Raw genomic sequence first — 24876 nt, forward strand, 5'->3', positions numbered from 1 at the left:
TGGCTTGCCGGCGATTGGGCTGCAAAGCAGCCCCCAAGGGTCAGCCTTCTAACACCCGGCAATAGAACTTCCACTCTTCTTCCAGCGCATGCGCCAGGTTCTGCGCCTTGCGGAACCCATGCCGTTCGCCCGCGTAGAAGTGCCCTTGCGCCTCGATCCCGTTGGCCTGCAACGCCGCCAGCATCGACCGGGTTTGCTCTGGCACCACCACCGCATCCAGCTCGCCCTGGAAGAAGATCACCGGCACCCTGATCTGCCCTGCATGCAGCAGCGGCGTGCGTTGGCGGTAGCGCTCGGCATCCAGGGCGGGGTCGCCAATCAGCCAGTCCAGGTAATCACCCTCGAACTTGTGCGTGGCACGCCCTAGCGCTATCGGGTCGCTGACCCCGTACAGGCTGGCACCGGCACGGAACACGTCATGGAACGCCAAGGCGCAGAGCGTGGTATAGCCCCCCGCGCTGCCACCGCGGATGAACGCCTTGCGTGGGTCGACCAGGCCCTGTGCTGCCAGGTGCCGGACCGCTGCACAGGCGTCGGCCACATCGCTCTCGCCCCAGCGCAGGTGCAGTGCCTGGCGGTACGCCCGGCCATAGCCGGTGCTGCCCCGGTAGTTCAGGTCGGCCACGGCAAAGCCGCGTTGGGTCCAGTACTGGATGCGCGGGTCGAGCACCGGGTAGCAGGCCGATGTCGGGCCGCCGTGGATGAACACCACCAGCGGTGCGGCCCCCTGCGAACGGGCCGCCGGGTAGAAGAAACCATGCGCCTGCTCACCATCACTGGCGTAGTGGAACGCCTGTGGCAGGCTGACGTGGTCGGCTGGCAGCACTTCGGCCCCACCGGCCAGCACGCGAACCTCGTGGTTGCTGCGGTCGATGGCAATCACCGCCGGCGGGCTGATGGGCGAGGCGGCGATGGCATAGAGGTGGTCGCCGTCGATGGCCAGGTTGCGAAAGCGGGTGTAGGCACTGGCGAAGCGCTCGGTGCGGCCATCGGCCCCGCGCACCCCCAGTTGGCCGAAGCCGTTTTCGAACCAGCTGGCCAGGTAGCTGTGTGAGCCCAATGGCAACCAAGTGCAGGTGCCCAGCTGCCAGGGGGCCGCCGCGTGGTCTGCCTGCTCGGCAGGCATCGCCTGCCACTGGCCATCGACTTCGCCCCAGGGTTGCCAGAACCCATTGCGGTCGGACAGGCAGTACAGCCGGCCTTCGCCATCGAAGCGCGGCTGCTGCAGCGATTCCTCGGCTGCCGCCACGCACTGCGCGGGCAACCAGTGGCCACTGGCATCGCGCATGCGGCACATCAACCGGGTCACGGTCCATGGCTGTGCCGGGCGGTCCCATTCGATCCACGCCAGGCGCTGGCCGTCGCCACTTACCGTTGGTGCAGCATAGAAGTCGGCGCCTTCGGCAAGCACTTCGCAGCCGCCGTCGCGCAGCGCGACCAGGCGATGTTCGACCTGGCCGGCGTGGCGTTCTTCAACCGCCAGTACCTGGCCGTCGTGCCATTGCACATCGCCATAGCGGCAGTTGGCATTCTGCGTCAGGGCCCGCGGTTCCAGGTCGTCCAGCGGTTGGGTATAGACCTGCTGGTCCTGCTCGTTGACGAACACCAACCCGTCGCCGCCCAGGCAGAAACTGCCACCGCCATACTCGTAGACCCGGCTGCGCACGCTGAAGCCATCCGGGGTCAGGCAGCGAGCCTGGCAGTACAACCAGTGCCAGATGCGGCAAGCCCCATCGGCTGGGCGAAATTCCAGCCAGAACAGCCCGTCGGCACTGACCTTGAGTTCGGCAAAGTCGGTGCCGGCGGCCACGGCCTGGGCCGCGCTGAATTCAGCCGCGGGCGATGACACGGGAGTTACGTTCATTGCGGAAGGTCATCTGTTCAATGGCGAGCTGGGCGCTTTCGGCCTCCTCGCGGGCCTTGAGAATGATGCCGTGGTCGGCCGACTTGGCGCACACCGGGTCGGCGTTGCGGGCGTCGCCGGTCAGCATGAAGGCCTGGCAGCGGCAGCCGCCGAAGTCCTTTTCCTTTTCGTCGCATGAGCGGCACGGTTCGCGCATCCACTCGTAGCCACGGAAGCGGTTGAAGCCGAACGACTCGTACCAGATGTGGTGCAGGTCGTGCTCACGCACATTAGGGAACTGCACCGGCAGCTGGCGGGCGCCATGGCAGGGCAGTGCGGTACCGTCAGGTGTGATGGTGAGGAACAGGTTGCCCCAGCCATTCATGCAGGCCTTGGGGCGCTCTTCGTAGTAGTCCGGGGTGACGAAGATCAGCTTGCACGGGTTGCCTTCGGCCTTGAGTTTTGCGCGGTACTCGTTGGTGATGCGCTCGGCACGCTCCAATTGCGCGCGCGTTGGCAGCAGGCCAAGGCGGTTGAGGTGCGCCCAGCCATAGAACTGGCAGGTGGCAAGCTCGACGAAGTCGGCTTCCAGCGCGATGCACAGCTCGATGATGCGGTCGATCTTGTCGATGTTGTGCCGGTGGGTGACGAAGTTGAGCACCATCGGGTAGCCGTGGGCCTTCACTGCGCGGGCCATTTCCAGCTTTTGCGCAAAGGCCTTCTTCGAGCCGGCCAGCAGGTTGTTGACCTGCTCGTCGCTGGCTTGGAAGCTGATCTGGATATGGTCCAGGCCGGCCTCCTTGAATTCGGCGATGCGCGCCTCGTTCAGGCCAATGCCGGAGGTGATCAGGTTGGTGTAGTAACCCAGCCGACGGGCCTCGCCAATCAGCTCGGCCAGGTCCTGGCGCACCAGCGGCTCACCACCGGAAAAGCCGATTTGCGCGGCGCCCATCTGGCGTGCCTCGGCCATGACCTTGAACCACTGTTCGGTGTTCAACTCCTGGCCCTGGGCGGCAAAGTCCAGCGGGTTGGAGCAGTACGGGCACTGCAGCGGGCAACGGTAGGTCAGCTCGGCCAGCAGCCACAGCGGCAAGCCCACAGCGGGCGTGGGCGGCAACTCAGGCGAGGACGATCCAGTGTTCGGCACGGGCTACCTCCATGAACTGCTCGATGTCCTCGGCTACCTGGGGCACGCCGGGAAATTGCTGTTCGAGTTCGTTGATGATCGCTGCTACGTCGCGCTGGCCATCGATCAGCCCACCGATCAGGCTGGCGCTGTCATTGAGCTTGATCATGCCTTCAGGGTAGAGCAGCACATGGCCTTTCTGCGCCGGTTCGTACTGGAAGCGGTAGCCGGGGCGCCAGTTCGGCACTTGGTTACGGTCGAAACTCATAGGGTGATCCCCTTGTGCCATACCCGGTCCTGGGTGACGGAGTGATAGGGCGGGCGGTTCAGCTCGTAGGCCATGCTCATGGCGTCGAGCATGCTCCAGAGGATATCCAGCTTGAACTGCAGTATTTCCAGCATACGCTCCTGGCCTGCGCGGGTGGTGTAATGCTGCAGGGTAATGGCCAGGCCGTGCTCCACGTCACGCCGGGCCTGGCCCAGGCGGGTACGGAAGTACTCGTAGCCGGCCGGGTCGATCCACGGGTAGTGTTGCGGCCAGCTGTCCAGGCGCGACTGGTGGATTTGCGGGGCGAACAGTTCGGTCAGCGAGCTGCTGGCCGCTTCCTGCCAGCTGGCGCGGCGGGCGAAGTTGACGTAGGCGTCTACGGCAAAGCGCACGCCGGGCAGTACCAGCTCTTGCGAGCGCAACTGGTCGGGGTCCAGCCCCACCGCCTGGCCCAGGCGCAGCCAGGCCTCGATACCGCCGTCTTCGCCTGGGGCACCGTCGTGGTCGAGCAGGCGCTGTATCCACTCGCGGCGTACTTCGCGGTCGGGGCAGTTGGCCAGGATCGCGGCATCCTTCATGGGGATGTTGACCTGATAGTAGAAGCGGTTCGCGACCCAGCCCTGGATCTGCTCGCGGCTGGCCCGGCCCTGGTACATCGCCACATGATAGGGGTGATGGATATGGTAAAAGGCGCCCTTGGCGCGCAGGGCCTGCTCGAACTCGGCAGGGGACATCGGCAGTGCATCGCTCATTCGGCTGGCTCCTGTAAAACGCTTGACTGGCCTGGCAACTCACCCCTGTGGGAGCGGGCATGCCCGCGAACACCGGCCAAGCCGGTGCCATGAACTGTATTGGCTGCTTCGCGGGCATGCCCGCTCCCACAGGGTTTCAGTGTCGTCTGGCCGTCTGTATTTACAACTCGATACTCATGCCGTCGAAGGCCACTTCCACGCCCCGGCGCAGTACTTCGGCGCGTTCGGGCGATGCTTCATCAAGTATCGGGTTGGTGTTGTTGATGTGGATAAGCACTTTGCGCTGGCGCGGGAAGCCATCGAGCACTTCCAGCATGCCGCCGGGGCCGTTCTGCGCCAGGTGGCCCATCTCGCGCCCGGTGCGGGTACCAACGCCACGGCGCTGCATTTCATCGTCTTCCCACAAGGTGCCGTCGACCAGCAGGCAGTCGGCGCCGTGCATCATCGCCAGCAGCTTGTCATCGACCTGGCCCAGGCCAGGGGCGTAGAACAGCTTGCCGCCGGTACGGGTATCTTCGACCAGCAAGCCAAGGTTGTCGCCTGGGTGGGGGTCGAAGCGGTGCGGCGAGTAGGGCGGTGCGGCGCTGCGCAGCGGGAAGGGCGTGAAGCGCAGGTTGGGGCAGGCGTCGATCACAAAGCTGCCTTCGAGCTCGATGCGGTTCCACTGCAGCCCACCGTTCCAGTGGCTGAGCATGTTGAACAGCGGGAAGCCAGTGGTCAGGTCCTGGTGGACCATGTCGGTGCACCACACCTGGTGCGGGCAGCCTTCGCGCAGGCTGAGCAGCCCGGTGGTGTGGTCGATCTGGCTGTCCAGCAGCACGATGGCGTTGATGCCGGTATCGCGCAGGGCCCGGGCTGGCTGCATGGGCGCAAAGGCTTGCAGCTGCGCGCGGATGTCGGGCGAGGCATTGCACAGTACCCAGTGCACGCCGTCGTCGGACAGGGCGATGGACGACTGGGTGCGCGCCGTTGCGCGCAGGGTGCCGTCACGGTAACCCTTGCAGTTGACGCAATTGCAGTTCCACTGCGGGAACCCGCCACCGGCGGCGGAGCCGAGAACCTGGATATACATGGCCACTCTCTATGCTGTGCGAAATCCGTATCTTGAAAACGAAAACGCCCCGGCAGGCCGAGGCGTGGAACCGTAAGCCGGGCTTAGCGGTTAGCGAAGTACATGGTGACTTCGAAGCCGATACGCAGATCAGTGTAAGCAGGTTTGGTCCACATGGAGTTACTCCTTCCGGATGGGTTTTGGTTTGCTCAGCTACTACTTGGGTACCGCCATGCGCAGGAGGTTCCCAGAACTGGGATTGCGCTATCTTACAAGAAAAATTTGTACCGAAAGGTTAATTATTCGAAAAGTGCCATTGCACTTTGCGTAACAATCATGGGCTTTCGCCGTGCCAGGAAGTGTCTGGCGCGGCAGCGTTGGCCAGGCAAAGCCAGACAGCCCCCGTATCGAGCAGGTTGCTGAGCAACTGGTCCAGATCCGTCTGCCGCGTGTTCAGGATAGACCTGCGCAGGCCATCGAGCTGGCCTGGTTGTGTAGCCAGGTGTGTCTGCCATGCCCACTCGGTGACCTCCGCGTTGGCCATGGCCGGCTCGGCAAATTGCTCGGCCAAGGCCTGGCGAACCCCGGCGTCAAGGGTAACGCCCTGGCGCAGCAGGGCCGTCAGGTGGTCAAGGACCTGAACCTGGCCGGTGTGCGGAGACTGCACACCGAACAACAGGCCACCCACGCCCTCGATCTGGCGAAAGGTACTGAATACCGCGTAGCCCAGTTGCAGTTCCACTCGCAGCCTTTGGTAGACCGGGCCTTGCAGTAATTGGGCGAGCAGGCGGCCGCGGGCTTCGTCTGCCGCAGCCAGTGGGCAGAACAGCAGCAGGGCGTGTTCACTGCCTGGGGCGCTAACGTGGTACCAGCGCTTGCTGGCCCAGCTGGGTGCCGGCGTAGGCCGCGCATCTTGGCCGGGGCACTGCTGCAAGGCAACACCCAGTGCGCCCAGGGCCCTGGCGTCGAAACCCGTGGCCAAGCCTTGCCACTGCGATTGCTGCCATAGGCTTGCGAGGTGCTGCTGCCCCAGCGAGCAATCCGGCGTTGTTTCAGGCAGGCCACCGGCTACCGCATCCGGCAGTTGCTGCAGCAACAGGCGGATGGGTATCAATGCCGGGAGCTGCGCGGGGCTGGCTTGCCAGCAGTTGGCAGGCGGTTCGCGCAGCAACCCCAAGGCCTGGTGTGTTGTGCGCAGCACCGCTGCTGGCAGCCCGGCGCAGCGCAACTGCCAGTAAGCACCGGCACTGGTGAATTGCAGTTGCACCGAGGCGCGTTCACAGCGTTCCTGCAACGGCGCCAGGGCCTGTTCGAGCACCCGTTTCAGCGGCTGGGGCAAGGGCGAAGGCACCTGCCAGCGCAGGTACAGCGCCGCGTACTGGCGCGAGGCCGGGAGCTGGCCACTGATGGTCAGCGCCGCCGGCAGCGGCTGCGGGTTGGCATTGGGCAGTTCGGCACTGAGCAACGGGTCGGCTGGCGGCAATTGCCAATGGCCGTGCTCGGCGCAGGGCAAATCATCAAGCAGCGCATCCAGCGCGTGCAGGCCTTGGGCATCCAGTTGGGCGAACGGCCGGCCTGCGCTGTCCCGGCGGGCCAGCTCCAGTGCGCTTGCGCTGCGCGCGCGGCTGCGCTGCAACGCACCGAACTGCTGGTTCAGCGAACGGCGGTCGGCTTGGCGCATGAAACTGAACCAGCCGTGCAGCAGGTCGCGGGCTTCGTCCGGGCAGGCGTTGGCACTGAGCTTGAGGTCGAGGTGCCACAGCAACTGACCGGCGAATGCATACAGTGTTTCAGCTTTGAAACTGTGCAGCCAGCCACGCTCACGCAGGGTGCCCAGCCAGGTACCGGGGCGGCTGTCTTCAAGGCCGGTGGTCAGCAGCTCCAGCGCTTGCTCGGCGCCGTTTGGGAGTTGCTGGTGCGTGAACACCAGCGGGTCGGCCGTTGCCGACAGGCAGGGTGGCTGCGCCTGAGCCACAGGCTGCCCCACAGCGAAAAGCCCGGCATGTTGGCGGCCGATTCGCTCCAGCTCATCCAGCGGTTGTGGGCCGCACAGGCTCAAGGTGATCTGCCCGCCCTGGTAGAAGCGCCGGTGAAAACCGCCGAGCGCTTGCTGGAAGCGCGGATCCTGCAGGGCCAGGGTGTAACGGTTGCCGGCATGGAATGCGCCCAGCGGATGGCCAGGCGCGGCCGCTTGCAGCAAGGCGAACTGCTGCTGGGCCTGCGGGTTGCGGGCCCAGGCGATGAACTCGGCGTGAATCACCTCGCGTTCGCGGCGCTGGCGCTCGCTGCCCAGGTCGGGTTCGGCAAGCATCTGGCACAGGCGCTCGAGGCCGCCGGTCAAAGCACTGGGTGGCACTTCGAAGAAAAAGTCGGTAGTACGTTCGCGGGTGCTGGCGTTGACTTGGCCGCCGAGGGTTTGCACGTAGCGCATCAAGCCATCGTTCAGCGCAAAGCGGGAGGTACCGAGGAAGAACAGGTGTTCGAGAAAGTGCGCCAGGCCGGGCCATTTGGCGGGGGCATCGTGGCTGCCCGCGTGCACCCGCAGTGCGGCCGCCGAGCGCTTCAGGCGCGGGGCGTGGCGCAGGGTCAGCTGCAGGCCGTTGGCGAGGGTCAGGTGGCGGGTGGCGTCAGGCATGGGGGGCTCCGGTTGCTCGGTTTCCATGCTAACCCATTTGTTCCCAGGCCCGGCCCCTTCGCGGGCGAGCCCGCTCCCACAGGTACTGCACAGGGCTTTAGGTTCACGCGGTCGATGTGAAAGCGGCCCCCGTCAGCCTTGACGCAAGTGCAGCTCCTGGCGCAGATCGCTCAGGTAGGGGAAGGCCGCGCGCCCCTGCACCACCCGCTCATGCTCAAGTTCGGCCAGCAACAGGCATTCATCGTGCCCGGCCATCGCCAGCAGGCTGCCGTCCGGGCCGATGATGCTGCTTTGCCCGCAATACTGGATCTGCCCTTCTGCCCCGCAGTAGTTGGCATACACCAGATAACACTGGTTCTCCTGCGCCCGCGCCCGCACGGTCACCTGGCAGGTGAAATCGTAGGGCGCCATGTTCGCCGTTGGCACCAGAATCAGCTCGGCGCCGTCCAGTGCCAGGCGCCGGGCGTTCTCCGGGAACTCGATGTCGTAGCAGATCAGCAGGCCGACCTTCCAGCCCTCCAGCTGTACCACCGGGAAGTGATCGGGGCCGGGGCTGAACATCGAACGGTCCAGTTCGCCGAACAAGTGGGTCTTGCGGTAGTTGCCCAGGCTGCGCCCATGGGCGTCGATCAACTGCACGCTGTTGTAGATCGCCCCGTCCTCGCCGCGCTCCGGGTAGCCATAGACAATGGCGATGCGGTGCGCCTGGGCGATTTCCACCACCGCCATGGCTGCCGGACCATCGGCCGCCTCGGCCAGGTGCTCCACCTGAGCCAGGCCGATGTTGTAGCCGCTGAGGAACATTTCCGGGCACACCAGCAACTGCGCGCCACGTTCTACTGCCAGCTGCGCCTGCTGGCGCAGCCGTTGCAGGTTGCCGGGTACATCCAGCGGCTGGGGATGGCCCTGGAACAGAGCGATGTGCATGTTGCCTCCTGCGTGTCAGTCGGCCAGGGCGATCGGGCCGATTTCGTCGAACACGTCGCCAGGGCCTGGGTTGTCGGGGTGGGTACGGCCACCGAAGTGGTTCATGATACCCCACACCGCATTCAGTGAAGTCTGCACCGCGCCCTCGACCCAGGCAGGTGTCCACGACACGTCGTCCCCGGCGATGAACATGCCGCGCTGTTCGGCGGGCATGTCCTGCTGCATGAAGTGCGCGTACATGCGCTGGTTGTAGCGGTAGTGGCCCGGCAATGCACCCTTGAAGGCGCCGAGGAAGTACGGGTCGGCTTCCCAGGACACGGTGATCGGGTCGCCGATGATGTGCCCGGCAATGTCGGTTTTCGGGTAGATCTTCTTCAGCGCATCCAGGGCCAGTTGTACGCGCTTTTCCACCGGGTGCGGCAGCATCTTCAGCGCATCGCTCATCCACGCGTAGGACAGGCAGATGACCCCCGGTTTGTGGTCACCGTTATCGAACAGGTATGTGCCGCGGGTGAGGCGGTCGGTGAGGGTCATGCTCATCAGGTCGCGGCCGGTTTGCGGGTCTTTGTCCTTCCAGAACGGCCGGTCGACCATGACGAAGGTCTTCGACGACTGCATGTAGCGGGTCCGGTCCAGGGCCATCCACATTTTTTGCGAGAACAGCGATTCCTCGCAGTCGATCTGCGTGGTCAGCAGCCAGGTCTGGCAGGTGGTGAGCACGGCACTGTAGTGGCGGGTGTCACCCCAGTTGTCGGTAACCGCCAGGCGCCCGTCGGCTGCGCGGGCGATACGTTTTACACCGGTACGCGGCGCGCCGCCGTGCAGTGCGCTAAGGCTGGTGCCCTGTGGCCAGTGCACGCAGCGCTCCGGTACATGGCGCCAGATACCTTGTGGCACCTGTTCAACGCCGCCGACTACCAGGTGCTGATGGTCGTCGCAGTTGGTCATGACCACGCGGAAAATTTCCAGCATCGAGTTGGGGAAGTCCGAGTCCCACCCGCCCGTGCCGAAGCCGACCTGGCCGAACACCTCGCGGTGCTGGAAGCTCAGCTTGGCGAACGAGCGCGAGGTGGCGACGAAGTCATAGAAGGTGCGGTCGTCCCACAGCGGTACCAGCTTGTTCCACAGCGCCTTCAGGCGGGTGACATCACGGTCGCGGATGGCTTGCTGAATGTCGGCGAACTGGGCACCGCTTTCCAGCGCATCGGCCCAGGCGTCGGCCACTTCATGGAACAGTTGCGGCAGGTCGGCGGCCTTCTCGGCGTAGTAGGTCTGGCCCTCCAGGTCGATCACCGTACTGCCCGACGCCGGGGTCAGCGGGTTGGGGAAAGGCTTGGTTTCCAGGCCTAGCTTGTCCACATAGTGGTAGAAGGCAGTGGACGACACCGGGAAGCGCATGCCGCCGAGTTCGGCCACGATCCCGTCGGTGCCGTTGAAGGCTTGCGAGCGCAGCCGGCCGCCAAGCTTGGAGGCCTCGTAGACCACCGGCTTGAGGCCCAGCTTCATCAGTTCGTACGCCGCCACCAGGCCGGCGATGCCCGCACCTACGATGGCCACCTCTTCACCGTGGCGTTCAGCCGGGATACTGCCAAGGCCTGCCGGGTGTTCAAGCCAGTCGTCGAAAGCGAAGGGAAAGTCCGGGCCAAAGATGGTGATCGGCTTCTTGCCGTCGGCGGGGTGGCGGTTTTTCTTGTTCATGAAGTGACCTTGCCAGAGGGGCTGCGCGGGGAGCAGAGCCTGAGTATAGGAGATGCCTGGTGGTCATTTTAGGGACAGCGGGGTTCGTAATTAAGATGCAGAGTGTTGTCTTAATGTCGTTTTCTGAGTCGAAATCTATTTCAAAAAATACATTATGACGAAGACTTGCCCGTTGTAGGAGCGGCCTTGTGTCGCGAAAGGGCCGCAAAGCGGCCCCAGCAACATCTGCTGTATGCACAAATCCTGGGGGCGCTTCGCACCCGTTTCGCGACACAAGGCCGCTCCTACAACGGGCTGTGTAGCACTTGCGATCTGGGTGATCAGATACGTCCTACACCCATGCCTTGAGATAAAGAATTACCCTACACCCGCTATAGCCCCGGTCTGGCTGCGCGGAAAATGTCTCAGGGTTAACTTCACCGGGTCGCCGTTCTAAAGGCGACTGGGTGTGAGAACCCATCATTCAACTTCGCACCAAGGCTTATGTCATGGCAGCCGTGCGCGGGCAGGCTTTGGCCTGGCCGGATTTCCAAGTTGGCCGGTTCTCACCCCGTGCATGGCTGCCACCTATTTCCCGTGAGAAGGAGTTGGTAGGCAGTTTCCTCAAGGCTCAATTTGGGAATTGCATCATGAAACAGACGGATTCTGACCGACCCGAAAAACTCAAACCCACCGCCGAAAAGCCCTTCTGCAACTGCGAAGCCAGCCACCCGCCGCTCTTCGCCATCCGCCCCGGCATCGACGCCGCCGACGCCTTGGTCCACGCCTGCCTGCTAGCCCGTGGCCTCAACCAGATTGCCTCTGACTACGCGCAACACCACGCCCCCGAGCGCAGCCGTGACATTGTCTGGTCGATGCAGCATTCTGCCGAAAGCCTGTCGGCCATCCTCGATGGCCTGCTTGACGGTCAGGAAGCCTGACCGCCAGCCCGCTCACAGCGGCTGACCGCGGTCCACCTTGCTGCTGAGGATGATCGACGTGGTGGTTTTCTCCACCCCGTCGACACTGCCGATCTGGTCAAGCAACTGGTCCAGTTGCTCGGGTGAGTCCGTGCGCAGCCAAGCCACGTAGTCGAATTCGCCGCTTACCGCGCACAACTGCTGCACTTGCCCCATGGCACTCAAACGCCGCACCACGTCCTTGCCGGAGCGCGGTTGCACCTTGATCCCCACATACGCTTGCAGCCCGCCACCGATCACGCTTTGCCCAAGGCGCACACCGTAACCGGCAATGACCTTGGTCTTCTCCAGCCGCTCCAGGCGCGAGTTGACCGTGGTACGGGCGATACCCAGCTGGCGAGCGAGGTTGGCCACGCTTTCACGGGCGTTGATCTGCAGCAGGGCGATCAGCTGGCGATCGATTTCATCCAGGGTGATAAGGCGGGCATCCGACATGGCGAGTCTCTACGGTTGGCCCGCTAGCCTAGCCAGCCAATGCCGATCAGGGCAAGGCCAGCCGCTAGCGACGCGGCCCCTGTAGGAGCTGCCTTGTGTCGCGAAAGGGCCGCAAAGCGGCCGCGGCACTGGCGGGCACCGCAAGGTTCGCTGGGCTGCAAACGGCAAAGGTAAGCGTAGTGGTGTACGAGTAATTGCTTTCTATCGCTCAAGTGGATCGCAACCATTATCCTATGGCGCGACGACGCACCAGGGGGCTGACTGGGTCGGCTCACGTGCTCAGCGTGCTATCTGGTAACGGGTGCTGCGCCCGCTACCGGGCAGCCGCTCGATGCAGCCTTTTTCCAGCAGGTCGCTCAGATGGCGGGTCGCGGTGGCTTTGGATACCTTGGCCACGGCTTGGTACTGGGCTGCGCTGATACCGTTTTCAAAACCCCGTTCGCCGCCATCAAGCAGGCGGTTAAGCACTTTGACCTGCTCCGCCGATAGGGTTTGGCTGCGGTGCGCCTGCCAGAAGCGCGCCTTGACCAGCACTCGGTCGATACGAGCAAGAGCCTGCTCCAGGCTATTGAGCAACGTCGTGAGAAACCATTGCAGCCAAGCAGTGATGTCCAGTGTGCTTTTCTGGCTGGCTTCAAGCATGCGGTAATAGCCTGCTCGGTCATCAAGGATGCTTGCGGACAGGGCATAGAAGCGGATGGCTTGATGTTCGCCCTGGGCCAAGGCCAGATCGGTGATGGCGCGGGTTAGGCGACCATTGCCGTCATCGAAGGGGTGCAGGGTAACGAACCAGAAATGGGCGATGCCAGCGCGCAGAAAGGGGTCAAGGCTGGCATCGCTTCGGCTGCTTTCGAACCAGGCGAGAAAGCCCGCCAATTGCTCTTCCAGGCCCGCGCGGGGAGGGGCCTCGAAATGTACCGTAGGGCGGTCTATGCGACCGGAAACGACCTGCATCGGCTCTTCGCCGCGCAGTGTGCCGATGTGTAGCGGTCGAGCCAGCAGTTGGTCATCGGTGGGGAATAGCCAACGGTGCCAGGTGAAAAGTCGCTGCTCGTCTAGCGCTTGTTGATACAGGCAGGTGGCATCGAGCAGCAGTTCCGCCAGGCCTTCGGAACGTGAGGTGGTGCGACCCTCTTCGCTCAGCCCCAAGCGCCGCGCCAGTGATGAACGCACCGAACCGACATTCAGTTGCTCACCCTCGATGGCTGAAGAAGTGACGATGTTTTGAAGCATGGCATCCAGGCTGCTCTGCACTTCGGTGTCACTGCCCACCGCACCGAGCATTCCGAGCAAACGCCCCTGAGCGTGATTGCAAGCGCGCAGCAGCTGGGCAAGCGTTTCGCCTCGCCAGCTAAAGTGCGGCCAGTTGGGCTGCTGCCAGATCCAGCGCGGGTCATTCATGGGAGCGTTCATCTGTGAGCCGATTAGCGAGCCTATTCGGCTCATTCAGTGAGCCGATAATGCCCAGCCCGTTTTGGGGCTTCGGCTTGCCAAGTGCCGGAAGGGGTTTTGACCATTGTTGCCATATGAAAAGGACTCCAAAGGCAGACTGGCTTACCAGTACTGTACCGATTTTGTACCTTTTGGCCATGGAGCCAATAGCGAGACCACTACCTTAGAAAGCATAAAGCCGCGCAGTGCGCGGCTTTTCAGTAGCTGGTGGGCCCACACGGACTCGAACCGTGGACCAAAGGATTATGAGTCCTCTGCTCTAACCGACTGAGCTATAGGCCCTCAGTAAGTGGCCGGATTATAACGAGGGTTTCGCAGCTGTGCCATCTGAAAGATCCGATAGTGCTATGCGAAGGAACGAAGCAGCGAATTCCTCTGGCGGCAGTGGCAGGCTGACGATGTAGCCCTGGATCTGCTCACAGCCTTCCGCTGCCAGAAAACGCTGCTGCGCCTGGTTTTCCACCCCTTCGGCAATGATGGTCAATTGCATGCTGCGGCCCAGCGCGATGATCGCCCGGGCGATGGCTGCATCGTGGGGGTCGTCAGGTAGGCCGCGGATGAACGACTTGTCGATCTTGAGGATATCCAGCGGCAGGCGCTTGAGGTAACTCAGCGATGAATAGCCTGTGCCGAAGTCGTCAATGGCCAACTGCACGCCCAGTTTCTTCAGCTGGTGGAGCACGACCAAGGCTTCTTCGGCCTGGCTCATGATGAAGTTCTCGGTAATTTCCAACTGCAGGTCGCCCGCCTTCAGGCCGTAGGTCCTGAGTAATTGCTCGATGCGCTTGGCCAGGCCGTGATGGCGCAATTGGGCGCCAGCCAGGTTGATCGAAAGCGGGCCGAACGCTTCATAGTCCCGCTTCCAGCGATGCATCTGCCGGCAGGCCTGCTCCAGTACCCAGTCACCCAACTGCAGGATGGTGCCGTTCTCTTCGGCCAGGTGGATGAAGTGCTCAGGCGGCACTTCACCGAAGGTCGGGTGGCTCCAGCGGATCAGCGCTTCGGCACCGACCAGACTCTGGGTCTTGAGGCTGAGCTTGGGCTGGAAGCACAGGCTCATTTCATTGCGCTCCACGGCGCGGCGCAGTTCATGCTCCAGGGCAATGCGTTCGCTGGCCTGGGCGGTGAGGTCGCGGGTGTAGGCTTCGACGCGGTTGCGGCCCTTGGCCTTGGAGCGGTACATGGCGGCATCGGCGTTGCGGATCAGCGTGGCAACGTCGCTGCCGTCTTGTGGATAAAGGCTGATGCCAATGCTGGCGCTGGTGAAGAACTCGTGTTCGCCAGCCTGGAACGGTGCGTTGAAGCAAGCCAGCAGCTTGTTGGCGATGGAGCTGGCGTCGCTGGGCTTGTGCAGGCCGGGCAGCAGGATGATGAACTCGTCGCCGCCCAGGCGGGCCACGGTATCGACGTCGCGTACCTGCTCTTTTAGGCGCTGGGCGATGCCTTTGAGCAGCAGGTCGCCGACCGGGTGGCCGAGGCTGTCGTTGATGTGCTTGAAGCGGTCAAGGTCAAGGAACAGCACCGCACCCTGGCGGTTGGACACCTGCGCACAGGCCAGTGCAGCCTGCAGGCGGTTCTCGAACAAGGCGCGGTTGGGCAGGCCGGTCAGTGGGTCGTGGTGGGCCTGGTAGTCGAGTTTGGCCTGGGCATGCTTGAGGCTGGAAATATCAGCGAACACTGCGACGAAATGGGTGATTTCGCGCTCGGTGTTGCGCACCGCGCTGATGGTCAGCCAGCTGGGGTACAGCTCCCCGCTCTTGCGTTTGTTGAAGATCTCGCCTTGCCAGTGGCCTTCAGCGGTCAACTGGTGCCACATGGCGGCGTAGAAGGCACTGTCGTGCTGGCCGGAGGCGAGCAGGCGCGGGGTTTGGCCGAGGGCTTCGATTTCGCTGTAGCCGGTAATTTCGCTGAACGCACGGTTGACCGCACTGATGCGCTGGTCGATGTCGGTAATCAGTACGCCCTCGGCAGTGTTCTCGAATACCGTGGCGGCCAGTTGCAGTTTTTCCTGCATGAGGTGGCGTTCGGTAATGTCGCGGGCGATGGTCAGCATGCAGTCGATCCCGGCAATCGGCAGTGGCCTTGCCGAGAGTTCGCACAAGCGGATCTGCCCGTCGCTGCGGCGAATGTGGCAAGTGAAATCACGCACGAAGCCGTCGCGGTTCAACTGGTCGACCAGGCGTTTGCGCTCGTTGAGGTCCACCCAGATGCCAAGGTCCAGCGACGTCTGGTCGATGGTCGGGTTCAGATCGTAGCCGGTCAGGCGGCAGAAGCCTTCGTTCACCTCCAGCAGCAAGCCGTCACTCTGGCGTGACAGCAGCAGCCCGTCGGGTGAGGCATGGAAGGCTTTGGCGAATTTTTCTTCAGAGGTTTGCAGTTGCTGCTGGGTTTCCTTGAGCTGGCTGATGTCGCGTACCGCCACTACCAACGCGGGGGTGCCGTCGAGCTCGAAGGTTTCCGCCGAGGTCAGGCCGGTAAACAATTGGCCATTGCTGCGGCGGAAGGTCATTTCCAGGTTGCGGATACCGCCTTGGTGCAGGCGCTCCAGCACCCGTGGTCCGCTGCCTTCCACGCCCCACAGGTTGAGCTCGGTAGCGGTGCGGCCGATCACCTGGTCCGGCGCCAGGCCGATCTGTTCCTCGAACGCCTCGTTCACCTCCAGCAGGCAGCCATCGCTGTGGCGTGCGATAAGCAGGATGTCGGGGCATTGCTGGAACACCGAGGCGAATTTTTGCTCGGACAACCGCAGGGCGTCCTCGGTGCGCTTGGTTTCGCTGATGTCGATCATCAGGCCGCGCATCACGGGGTGGTGGCCATGTTCGATCATGCTGACGATATTGCGTACCCAAAGCGCTTGGCCGTCGGCGCGGATGACTCGGTAATCGAGGCTGTGGTCGCGCCCGGCGGCGGTTTCGCTGTCGCAGTACGCCTGGGCCCAGAGAGCATCTTCCGGGTGCAGTATGCTGCGCCAGAAGCCCGGTTTCAGCCAGTCGGTCAGCGGGTAGCCGAGCAGGCCCTCGGCGTGGGGTGACACATAGCTGTAGGTATAGTCATTGGCGTCGGCTTCCCAGGCGATGGCTGAAAGGCTTTCGACCAGCCCACGGTAGTGGTATTCGCTGCTGCGCAGCTCCTGCTCCAGGGCAATGCGGCGGGAAATTTCCGAGCTGAGCCGGCGGTTGATGCGGATGACAATGGCCAGTACGCCCATCAGGAACAGCACGGTTGGCAGGCCGTACACCAGCAAGTCGGACCAGAACATCCGCTGGTCGACCACATTGCCCACCCAGCGCTGCTGGATCTCGCTGATTTCGCCGCTGCTCATGTCGGCCATCACTTTGTCGAGAATGCCGACCAGGACTGGATTGTTGCGCGGCACGGCCATGGCCAGTTGATAACGATAGGGTGTTTCACCGCTGACATACAGGCCATCGAGCTTCAGCTGGCGCAGGCTCCAGATACTCGATGCCAAGTCCCCGACCACAGCATCCACCTGGTCGGTGGCCAGGGCCTGCAGCGCCGAGCTGACGTTAGGCAGTGCCACCAGGTTGAGGTCTGGGTGGTGGGTGCGCAGCAACTCATGTGGCGCATAATTTTCGACCACGGCAATTTTCAGCCCATACAGGTCTTTCAGGTCGCGCGGTTGAGCGCCGCCCTTGTGGGCGAGGATCACGATGGGAAAGTCCAGGTATGGCCGGGTGAAGGACAGGTAGGCCTGGCGTTCTGGCGTCGACATGATGCCGGGCAGTAAGTCGATTCGGTTTTCGCGTGCCTGTGCCAATACCTCGGTCCAGTTACTGGGCTCGACCGGTTTCAGTGTCACGCCCAGGCGTTGCTGGATCTTGGCGATGTAATCGGCGGCCAATCCCTGGTAGCGGCCCTCCTGGTCGCGAAACTCGAACGGCGGCCAGGAGGCATCTACGCCCAGGCTCAGCTGCGGGTGGGCAGCCAGCCAGGCTTGCTCCTCGTCTGTCAGGGTAAGGGCGCCGGCCGTTGTGCTCCAGACAATCAGGATCAGCAACAGGATGGCCGGCTTCAGGGGCATGACGGCCTCGCTTTCAGGTGGTCTGAAGTCGAGTGTAGACGGGCATTGCTGCTGGTGTGCGGAAGAACAAGAGGCCTTTTGTCAGATACAACAGTGCCTTGAGAAAAACCCCGGCCTGGGCTTAATGCGAGTCAGTTAAGAAATTTGGGGTCGCTTTGCGACCCTTCGCGGGCACGCCCGCTCCCACAGCGGATCGCGCATTTCTTGAGTGGGAGCGGGCGTGCCCGCGAAGGGCTGCAAAGCAGCCCCAGTAACGCTTAACTAACAGGCATTAGGCCTGGGCCGGGGTTTGTTCTTCACTCGTCGAGGAAGGAGCGCAGGTGCTCGCTGCGCGTCGGGTGGCGCAATTTGCGCAACGCCTTGGCTTCGATCTGACGGATCCGCTCACGGGTCACGTCAAACTGCTTGCCTACCTCTTCAAGGGTATGGTCGGTGTTCATGTCGATACCGAAACGCATGCGCAGCACCTTGGCTTCGCGTGCGGTCAGGCCCGAGAGCACGTCACGGGTGGCTTCTTTCAGGCTCTCGACCGTGGCTACATCGATCGGGGACTGCATGGTCGAGTCCTCGATGAAGTCGCCCAGGTGCGAGTCTTCGTCGTCACCGATCGGGGTTTCCATGGAAATCGGCTCTTTGGCGATTTTCAACACCTTGCGGATCTTGTCCTCAGGCATTTCCATGCGCTCACCCAGCTCTTCCGGGGTCGGTTCGCGGCCCATTTCCTGCAGCATCTGCCGGGAAATACGGTTGAGCTTGTTGATCGTCTCGATCATGTGCACCGGAATACGAATGGTGCGAGCCTGGTCCGCGATCGAACGGGTGATTGCCTGGCGAATCCACCAGGTGGCGTAGGTCGAGAACTTGTAACCACGACGGTATTCGAACTTGTCTACCGCCTTCATCAAGCCGATGTTGCCTTCCTGGATCAGGTCGAGGAACTGCAGGCCACGGTTGGTGTACTTCTTGGCGATGGAGATAACCAGACGCAGGTTTGCCTCGACCATTTCTTTCTTGGCGCGGCGGGCCTTTGCTTCACCGATCGACATACGACGGTTGATTTCCTTGATCTCGGCAACGGTCAGGCCGGTTTCGGTCTCAAGGTCGATCAGCTTTTGCTGGCAAGCGACGATGGCGGCGTCCTTTTCACCCAGGGCAGCAGCCCATTTGGTGTTGCGCTTGGCCAGGTCACCGCTCCAGGTCTGGTCGGTTTCGTTGCTTGGGAACATGCGCAGGAAGTCGGCGCGCGGCATGCGGGCGTCACGCACGCACAGCTGCATGATGGCGCGTTCTTGCTGGCGCAGACGGCTCAAGGCGTCACGCACGCGCTCGACCAGTACCTCGAACTGCTTCGGTACCAGTTTGATCGGCATGAACAGGTCAGCCAGGGCCTGCAGGGCCTCGATGCTTTCCTTGTGGTTGCGACCGTGTTTCTTCAGAACCTTGTTGGTGACCTGAAGCTGGTCGTTGACCGCACCGAAACGCTGTGCGGCGACAACGGGGTCGGGACCGCTTTCGGTCTCTTCTTCGTCGTCACTGCCTTCGCTTTCTTCGTCTTCCTCGTCCGACTCTTCCTTGGCCGCTGGGGCCTTGGCGCCGATGACCGGCACCTCGTCGGTAGGCGCTGCGATATTGTCGTCAGGGTCGATGTAACCGCTGAGAACATCGGACAGGCGGCCACCTTCGGCGGTGACACGGTCATATTCGCCGAGAATGTAATCGACAGTGCCCGGGAAGTGGGCGATGGCGCCCATGACTTCACGGATGCCTTCCTCGATACGCTTGGCGATTTCGATCTCGCCTTCGCGGGTCAGCAGCTCGACCGTGCCCATTTCGCGCATGTACATGCGCACCGGGTCGGTCGTGCGGCCGATATCGGTTTCAACTGCCGCCAACGCAGCAGCGGCTTCTTCGGCCGCGGCTTCGTCGGTGTCGGCTTCCGCCAACAGAAGGGCATCCGCATCCGGAGCACTCTCGAATACGTTGATCCCCATGTCGTTGATCATGCGGATGATGTCTTCCACCTGTTCCGGATCTGAAATATCCTCAGGCAGGTGGTCGTTGACCTCCGCGTAAGTCAGGTAGCCCTGCTCACGACCGCGGGTGATCAACTCTTTGATACGAGACTGCTGTTGCGCTTTTCCGGACATAACACCCTATCCACTGAAGGTCTTGGCGGGCAAAAAACAAGCCGAGGATTATACCCGAGCATGGGCCTCACGCGCCAGATGAGGTCGGCGTTTGTGCGGGAACATTCCGGCTCAGCAAGGCGAGGAGCTGGGTTTTTTCCTCGCTGGTCAATTCGCTTTGACGTGATTTCCTGAGCAGTTGTTCCAGGCTGCGCTCGCGTTGGCGGGCGGACAAGCTAGTAATGGTGTCGAAAAACTGTTGTTCAAGGTTGTCGGCCACGATCAGCCATTCCTTTTCTGCCAAGGCCCGCAGCAGGCGGCCCTGTTCGGTGCCATGCCAGCGTGCAATCAGCTGCATTGAGCTTAGCCCAGGATTTTTCTGTGCGGCTTCGATCAATGCCACCAGCAGCTGGCTGTACAGGTGCTCTTCGTCGGCGAAGTGGCTGGCATCTTCCACCTTGCCCGCCAGCAGCGGGTGGTGCAGCAAGGTGCGCAGGGCCGCCAGGGTAGGGGGTTCGACCGGCGCCGGCACCCGTGGCGGCGCTTCATCGCGCTGCCAGTTTTTCCCGCCCTTGCGGTTCTTGTCCCATGGTTTGTCGCCCCACGGCTTCTTGCCGCCGCCCTTGTTGGGCTTCCAGGCCTGCTCCTGCTGGAACGGCGCCGGCTCGAACTGCGGCATGTCACCGTAGTCGGGGGTGTAGCTGGCCATGGCGTCGTAATCGTAGCCAGGGTCGTAGTCCGGCATGCTGCTGGGCGCGGGTGCCTGCTGGGCCAGTTGCTCGACCTGTTGAGGGTCGAGGCCGGTGATTTCTTTCAGGCGGTTGCGCATCAGCTGGCGCAGGTTGGCGCCGGGAATCTTTTCGATCAACGGTGCGGCCAGGGTCGCCATGTGGGCCTTGCCTTCCAGCGAGCGCGGGTCGGCTTCGACGCCCAGTTGCTCGAAGAAGTAGTCGGCCAGCGGCTGGGCGTGCTGGTTGATGCGGGCCATGAAGGCGTCGGTGCCTTCGGCGCGTACCAGGCTGTCTGGGTCTTCGCCTTCAGGCAGGAACAGGAAGCGCGCCCGACGGCCGTCCTGCAGGTTGGGCAGCGCCGATTCCAGCGCGCGCCATGCCGCTTTGCGCCCGGCCTGGTCGCCGTCGAAGCAGAACAGCACGCTGGGCACCACGCGGAACAGGCGCTTGAGGTGTTCTTCGCTGGTGGCCGTGCCAAGGGTGGCCACGGCATTGCGCAAGCCTTGCTGGGCGAGGGCGATGACATCCATGTAGCCCTCGACAACGATGATTTCGTCGAGGTTGCGGTTGTGCTTGCGCGCCTCGTACAACCCGTAAAGTTCCTGGCCCTTATGGAATACCGGGGTTTCCGGGGAGTTCAGGTACTTGGGTTTGTCGTCGCCGAGCACCCGGCCACCGAAGGCGATGATGCGCCCGCGGCTGTCACGGATGGGGAACATTACCCGGTCGCGGAAGCGATCGTAGCGCTTGCCGCTTTCGGCGTTCTCGATCAGCAGGCCGGCATCGATCATCACCTTCTGCTGCAGGGCGTCGGCGCCTAGGTGCTTGAGCAGGTTGTCCCAGCCGGGCGGGGCGAAGCCCAGGCAGAAATCGCGGGCAATTTCCCCGGACAGGCCACGGCCTTTGAGGTAGTCCACCGCCGCCTTGCGGGTCGGGTGGCTGCGCAACGCCTGGCGGTAGAACTCGGAGGCTGCATCCAGCAGCGGGTATAGTGGCGAATCGGTGGGCTGGCGTGGCTTGTTGTCACGGCGCCCTTGTTCGCGGGGCACTTCCATGCCGGCGGCGCGGGCCAGCTCCTCGACGGCCTGGGGGAAATCCAGGTTGTCGTGGTCCATGACAAAGCCCAGAGCGTTGCCACCGGCGCCGCAGCCGAAGCAGTAGTAGAACTGCTTGTCGGGGCTGACCGTAAAGGAAGGGGTTTTTTCCTTGTGGAACGGGCAGCAGGCGGAGTAGTTCTTGCCGGTTTTTTTCAGCTGGACGCGCGAACTCACCACATCGACGATGTCGAGGCGGTTGATCAGGTCGTCAATGAAGCTCTGGGGAATCAGCCCGGCCATGGCAGTCTCGTCATCTGGCAACTGGCAAGTCTAATCGCTCGCGCGCCGAATGGGGCGGGTGCCGCTTGATATGGTGCGAGGAAATGTGTGCTCGCCGCCGGCCACTAGGGGCCCGTCAGTCTGACGTGCACGTCTGGTCATGGAACAGCGAAGACCAGCTCTGACGTTTCAGGCAGGTTGCCCGTATGCAGTTCGCGTGAAGCTTGTGCGGGGCCTTGGGCTGGCTGCCCAAGTGTAAAACGACCACTGCCATCGCCCGGCGTTAGCCGGGCAGGGCAGAAGCTTTGCGTTGAACGCCTGTATTAGTACAGACGAACGGCGCGGCGCTGTTCGCGCTGAACTTTCTTGGCGTGACGCTTAACAGCAGCAGCTGCTTTGCGCTTACGCTCTGCGGTCGGTTTCTCGTAAAACTCGCGGCTACGAACTTCAGCCAGTACACCGGCTTTTTCGCAGGAGCGCTTGAAACGACGCAGAGCTACGTCGAAGGGTTCGTTCTCTTTAACTTTGACGGCTGGCATCCAGGGCTACCTTAATTCATTACCGGGGTAGACGTGCTCCTGGCAAAACAAAGGTGTGCTGGAGAACGTCGGTTTTCAAGGGTTGCGGATGTTAACCCTTAGCAAGCCGGAATGCAAAGCCTCTGATCGAAAACCGCTGGTCGGCACTCGGCACGGGGACTATCATGCGCGGCTTCGAATTCAGCCCCCACAAGGGACGAGCCCATGCTAGTACTGGGATTGGAAACATCCTGCGACGAAACTGGCGTCGCATTATACGACAGCGAACGCGGTTTGTTGGCCGACGCGCTGTTCAGCCAGATCGACCTGCACCGCGTGTTTGGCGGTGTGGTGCCCGAGCTTGCCTCGCGTGACCACGTCAAGCGCATGCTGCCCCTCATCCGCCAGGTGCTGGACGAGGCGGGCTGTGTCGCCACCGAAATCGACGCCATCGCCTATACCGCCGGCCCCGGCCTGGTCGGGGCCTTGCTGGTGGGGGCGTCGTGCGCCCAGGCCCTGGCATTTGCCTGGGACATTCCGGCAATTGGCGTACACCACATGGAAGGCCACCTGCTGGCGCCCATGCTGGAAGAAAACCCGCCCGAGTTTCCGTTCGTCGCTTTGTTGGTGTCCGGCGGCCATACCCAGCTGGTTCGGGTGGATGGCATCGGCCAATACGAGCTGCTGGGCGAGAGCCTGGACGATGCCGCTGGCGAAGCTTTCGACAAGACCGCCAAGCTGATTGGCCTGAATTACCCGGGTGGCCCGGAAATCGCGCGCCTGGCCGAGCAGGGCGTGCCGGGGCGCTTTGTGTTCCCCAGGCCGATGACCGATCGCCCTGGCCTGGAATTCAGCTTCAGTGGCCTGAAGACGTTCGCCCTGAACACCTGGCAGCAGTGCAAGAATGCTGGCGACGACGGCGAGCAAACCCGTTGCGACGTGTCGCTGGCATTCCAGCAGGCCGTGGTAGAGACTTTGACCATCAAGTGCAAGCGGGCCCTCAAGCAGACGGGCCTCAAGCGCCTGGTCATCGCCGGTGGCGTAAGTGCCAACAAGGCCTTGCGCGCCTCGCTGGAAGAGATGCTGGCCGGCATGAAGGGCAACGTGTATTACGCGCGGCCGCAGTTCTGCACCGACAACGGCGCGATGATCGCCTATGCCGGCTGCCAGCGGCTGCTGGCCGGGCAGCAGCAGGGCCTGGGGATCAGCGTGCAGGCACGCTGGCCCATGGAGCAATTGCCACCGCTGTAACGGTGGGCGGTAAGGTTCAGAAGTGGCGTTCGCGCCCGGCAAACAGATCGCGCAGGTTGCTGCGGTGGCTCCAGACGATCAAGGCGGTGAGCACGGTGATCGGCAGCAGGGCTTCCGGCTCGCGCCAGGCCAGCAATGGCAAGGTCAGCGGGGTGGCGATCAGCGCGGCCAGCGAGCTGGTACGGGTGAGGTAGAAAATCAGCAGCCAGGCGCCAACCGCCAGCAGCGCGGCGGGGAAATACAGGCCCATGAGCATGCCGGCCGCCGTCGCCACGCCCTTGCCACCCTGGAAGCGGAAGTACACTGGAAACAGGTGGCCCAGCACTGCATACACGCCTACCCAGGCCTGTTCTTGCAGGTCCAGTCCGGCGAGGCGGGCGAGCAATACTGGCAGCAGGCCCTTGCACAGGTCGCCAAGCAGGGTCAGGATCGCCATTTTACGGCCTGCCAGGCGTAGCATATTGGTAGCGCCGGCATTGCCTGAGCCACTGGAACGCGGGTCCGGGCTGCCTGAGAGGCGGCTGAGAACAATGGCGAAGGACAGCGAGCCGAGCAGGTAGGCGAGCAACGCCAGTAACCAAAACATGCTAACTATTCCGGGCGAGGACGCCCTGATTCTAACGGCGCCAGTCGCCCTTGTCGTGCTGTGGAGAGAAGTGCTTGGACAGAGTGTTCATCGAAGGCCTGGAAGTCGATACCGTTATCGGTGCCTATGACTGGGAGCGGGATATTCGCCAGTGCTTGCGCCTGGACTTGAGCTTTGCCTGGGACAACCGCCCCGCGGCGGCCGGCGACGACCTGAACCTGGCCCTGGATTACGCCAGCGTTTCGGCGCGTATCCAGGCATTCGCCGAGCAGGCCCGTTTCGAGCTGGTGGAAACTTTTGCCGAGCGCCTGGTGGCTGCCTTGATGGAAGAGTTCCACATCCCGTGGGTGCGGTTGAAGCTGACCAAGCCTGGCGCGGTGCCGGCGGCCCGTGGCGGTGTTGGCGTGGAGATCGAGCGCGGATGTCTCTGAGCACGGTTTACCTGGGCCTTGGCAGCAATGTCGACCGTGAGGCGCATTTGTGTGCCGGGCTTGATGCATTGGCCGCGATTCTCACCGACATGCGCTGCTCTCCGGCTTTCGAGAGCAAGGCGGTGGGGATCAAGAGCGGGCCATTCATCAATTTCGTGGTCAGCGGGCAAACCGCGCTGCCGTTGATCGAACTGGACCGCCGGCTGAAGTTCATCGAGGCCGACAATGGCCGTTATGCGCCTGACCGCAAAGGGTTGCCGCTGGATATCGACGTGCTGATGTATGACGACCTGCATGGCAACTTCGATGGGCTGGTACTGCCCCGGGCAGAGATCTTGAAGAACGCCTTCGTGTTATGGCCGCTGTCGCTGTTGGCGCCGGAACTGGTGCATCCGGGGGCGGGCAAGACCATGGCGCAGTTGTGGCAGGACGCGCAGATTGACCAAGTGCTGGCACCGGTTGCCTTTGAGTGGCGTGGGTTGCAGTTGACGCCGGCGTAAGCCTGTTCCGGCCTTTTCGCGGGCTTGCCCGCTCCCACAGGTGAATCGCGCAGGCTTCAAATTTTGAGAAAGACAGTTGCTCGTGCGAGTCCGGCGGCAACTTCAAGCCAGCGCAGGCCCCTGTGGGAGCGGGCATGCCCGCGAACACCGGCGGAGCCGGTGCCAGGCACAGCGTCGCCTGCTTCGCGGGCAAGCCAGCTCCCACGGGGTGGACTGCCCCCAATAAGTT

General features: G+C 62.9%; 20 protein-coding genes and 1 tRNA gene. 4 read left to right on the forward strand and 17 right to left on the reverse strand.

Annotation, left to right across the window (positions count from 1 at the left end):
• Positions 1–40: 40 nt before the first annotated feature.
• The 9 genes from G1E_RS04955 to G1E_RS04990 all read right to left on the reverse strand — a co-directional run bounded on the left by G1E_RS04955 (position 41) and on the right by G1E_RS04990 (position 10300).
• Positions 41–1864 carry a S9 family peptidase gene (locus G1E_RS04955; protein WP_033690403.1) on the reverse strand — a complete coding sequence of 608 codons (1824 nt, stop codon included), beginning with the start codon at positions 1862–1864 and terminating at the stop codon, positions 41–43.
• Positions 1830–2990: a pyrroloquinoline quinone biosynthesis protein PqqE gene (gene pqqE / locus G1E_RS04960; RefSeq protein WP_029888064.1), complete on the reverse strand. Its 1161-nt coding sequence runs from the start codon at positions 2988–2990 to the stop codon at positions 1830–1832. Before pqqE ends, G1E_RS04955 begins: the two co-directional genes overlap by 35 nt.
• Positions 2962–3237, reverse strand: coding sequence for a pyrroloquinoline quinone biosynthesis peptide chaperone PqqD (gene pqqD / locus G1E_RS04965; RefSeq protein ID WP_009682813.1), 276 nt, complete (start codon positions 3235–3237; stop codon positions 2962–2964). Before pqqD ends, pqqE begins: the two co-directional genes overlap by 29 nt.
• The gene (gene pqqC / locus G1E_RS04970) at positions 3234–3989 is read right to left on the reverse strand and encodes a pyrroloquinoline-quinone synthase PqqC (RefSeq protein ID WP_009682812.1); all 756 of its coding nucleotides are present in this window, start codon (positions 3987–3989) and stop codon (positions 3234–3236) included. Before pqqC ends, pqqD begins: the two co-directional genes overlap by 4 nt.
• 160 nt (positions 3990–4149) lie before the next feature.
• Positions 4150–5061, reverse strand: a complete 912-nt coding sequence (gene pqqB / locus G1E_RS04975; protein WP_009682811.1) for a pyrroloquinoline quinone biosynthesis protein PqqB — start codon at positions 5059–5061, stop codon at positions 4150–4152.
• A gap of 83 nt (positions 5062–5144) precedes the next feature.
• Positions 5145–5216 carry a pyrroloquinoline quinone precursor peptide PqqA gene (gene pqqA, locus G1E_RS27270; RefSeq protein WP_003243383.1) on the reverse strand — a complete coding sequence of 24 codons (72 nt, stop codon included), beginning with the start codon at positions 5214–5216 and terminating at the stop codon, positions 5145–5147.
• A 158-nt stretch (positions 5217–5374) separates the two neighbouring features.
• Entirely contained in the window at positions 5375–7675 is a 2301-nt protein-coding gene (pqqF, locus tag G1E_RS04980) for a pyrroloquinoline quinone biosynthesis protein PqqF (protein WP_009682810.1), read from the reverse strand.
• A gap of 132 nt (positions 7676–7807) precedes the next feature.
• A complete protein-coding gene (locus tag G1E_RS04985) occupies positions 7808–8602 on the reverse strand; it encodes a carbon-nitrogen hydrolase family protein (RefSeq protein ID WP_009682809.1) in 795 nt (264 codons plus the stop codon).
• A gap of 15 nt (positions 8603–8617) precedes the next feature.
• Positions 8618–10300, reverse strand: coding sequence for an NAD(P)/FAD-dependent oxidoreductase (locus G1E_RS04990; protein ID WP_009682808.1), 1683 nt, complete (start codon positions 10298–10300; stop codon positions 8618–8620).
• A gap of 488 nt (positions 10301–10788) precedes the next feature.
• Here G1E_RS04990 and G1E_RS04995 point away from each other — a divergent pair, with 488 nt between their 5' ends.
• Positions 10789–11220 carry a hypothetical protein gene (locus G1E_RS04995; protein ID WP_009682807.1) on the forward strand — a complete coding sequence of 144 codons (432 nt, stop codon included), beginning with the start codon at positions 10789–10791 and terminating at the stop codon, positions 11218–11220.
• Between the two features lie 12 nt (positions 11221–11232).
• On the opposite strand, the gene G1E_RS05000 is transcribed toward G1E_RS04995, so the two are convergent.
• The 7 genes from G1E_RS05000 to rpsU form a co-directional block, all read right to left on the reverse strand.
• Complete coding sequence (locus tag G1E_RS05000; RefSeq protein WP_029887892.1) at positions 11233–11694, reverse strand: Lrp/AsnC family transcriptional regulator; 462 nt, start codon at positions 11692–11694, stop codon at positions 11233–11235.
• 279 nt (positions 11695–11973) lie between these two features.
• A complete protein-coding gene (locus G1E_RS05005; protein ID WP_009682805.1) occupies positions 11974–13095 on the reverse strand; it encodes a Fic family protein in 1122 nt (373 codons plus the stop codon).
• A gap of 256 nt (positions 13096–13351) precedes the next feature.
• A tRNA-Ile gene (locus G1E_RS05010) sits at positions 13352–13428 on the reverse strand.
• 16 nt (positions 13429–13444) lie between these two features.
• The gene (locus tag G1E_RS05015) at positions 13445–17188 is read right to left on the reverse strand and encodes a bifunctional diguanylate cyclase/phosphodiesterase (RefSeq protein WP_009682804.1); all 3744 of its coding nucleotides are present in this window, start codon (positions 17186–17188) and stop codon (positions 13445–13447) included.
• 296 nt (positions 17189–17484) lie between these two features.
• Complete coding sequence (gene rpoD, locus G1E_RS05020; RefSeq protein WP_009682803.1) at positions 17485–19335, reverse strand: RNA polymerase sigma factor RpoD; 1851 nt, start codon at positions 19333–19335, stop codon at positions 17485–17487.
• A 67-nt stretch (positions 19336–19402) separates the two neighbouring features.
• Positions 19403–21382 carry a DNA primase gene (gene dnaG / locus G1E_RS05025; RefSeq protein ID WP_009682802.1) on the reverse strand — a complete coding sequence of 660 codons (1980 nt, stop codon included), beginning with the start codon at positions 21380–21382 and terminating at the stop codon, positions 19403–19405.
• 302 nt (positions 21383–21684) lie between these two features.
• On the reverse strand, positions 21685–21900 hold the full coding sequence (gene rpsU, locus G1E_RS05030) for a 30S ribosomal protein S21 (RefSeq protein ID WP_003255575.1): 216 nt from the start codon (positions 21898–21900) through the stop codon (positions 21685–21687).
• A gap of 204 nt (positions 21901–22104) precedes the next feature.
• Between rpsU and tsaD the strand changes: the two genes are divergently transcribed.
• Positions 22105–23130 carry a tRNA (adenosine(37)-N6)-threonylcarbamoyltransferase complex transferase subunit TsaD gene (tsaD, locus tag G1E_RS05035; protein ID WP_009682801.1) on the forward strand — a complete coding sequence of 342 codons (1026 nt, stop codon included), beginning with the start codon at positions 22105–22107 and terminating at the stop codon, positions 23128–23130.
• A 16-nt stretch (positions 23131–23146) separates the two neighbouring features.
• On the opposite strand, the gene plsY is transcribed toward tsaD, so the two are convergent.
• A complete protein-coding gene (gene plsY, locus G1E_RS05040) occupies positions 23147–23716 on the reverse strand; it encodes a glycerol-3-phosphate 1-O-acyltransferase PlsY (protein WP_009682800.1) in 570 nt (189 codons plus the stop codon).
• A 74-nt stretch (positions 23717–23790) separates the two neighbouring features.
• On the opposite strand from plsY, the gene folB reads away from it, so the two are divergent.
• Together folB and folK are read left to right on the forward strand one after the other, a co-directional pair.
• A complete protein-coding gene (gene folB / locus G1E_RS05045; protein WP_009682799.1) occupies positions 23791–24147 on the forward strand; it encodes a dihydroneopterin aldolase in 357 nt (118 codons plus the stop codon).
• Complete coding sequence (folK, locus tag G1E_RS05050) at positions 24138–24647, forward strand: 2-amino-4-hydroxy-6-hydroxymethyldihydropteridine diphosphokinase (protein ID WP_009682798.1); 510 nt, start codon at positions 24138–24140, stop codon at positions 24645–24647. Before folB ends, folK begins: the two co-directional genes overlap by 10 nt.
• Positions 24648–24876 lie beyond the last annotated feature (229 nt).

Source organism: Pseudomonas sp. TJI-51, assembly GCF_000190455.2.
GTDB lineage: Bacteria > Pseudomonadota > Gammaproteobacteria > Pseudomonadales > Pseudomonadaceae > Aquipseudomonas > Aquipseudomonas juntendi.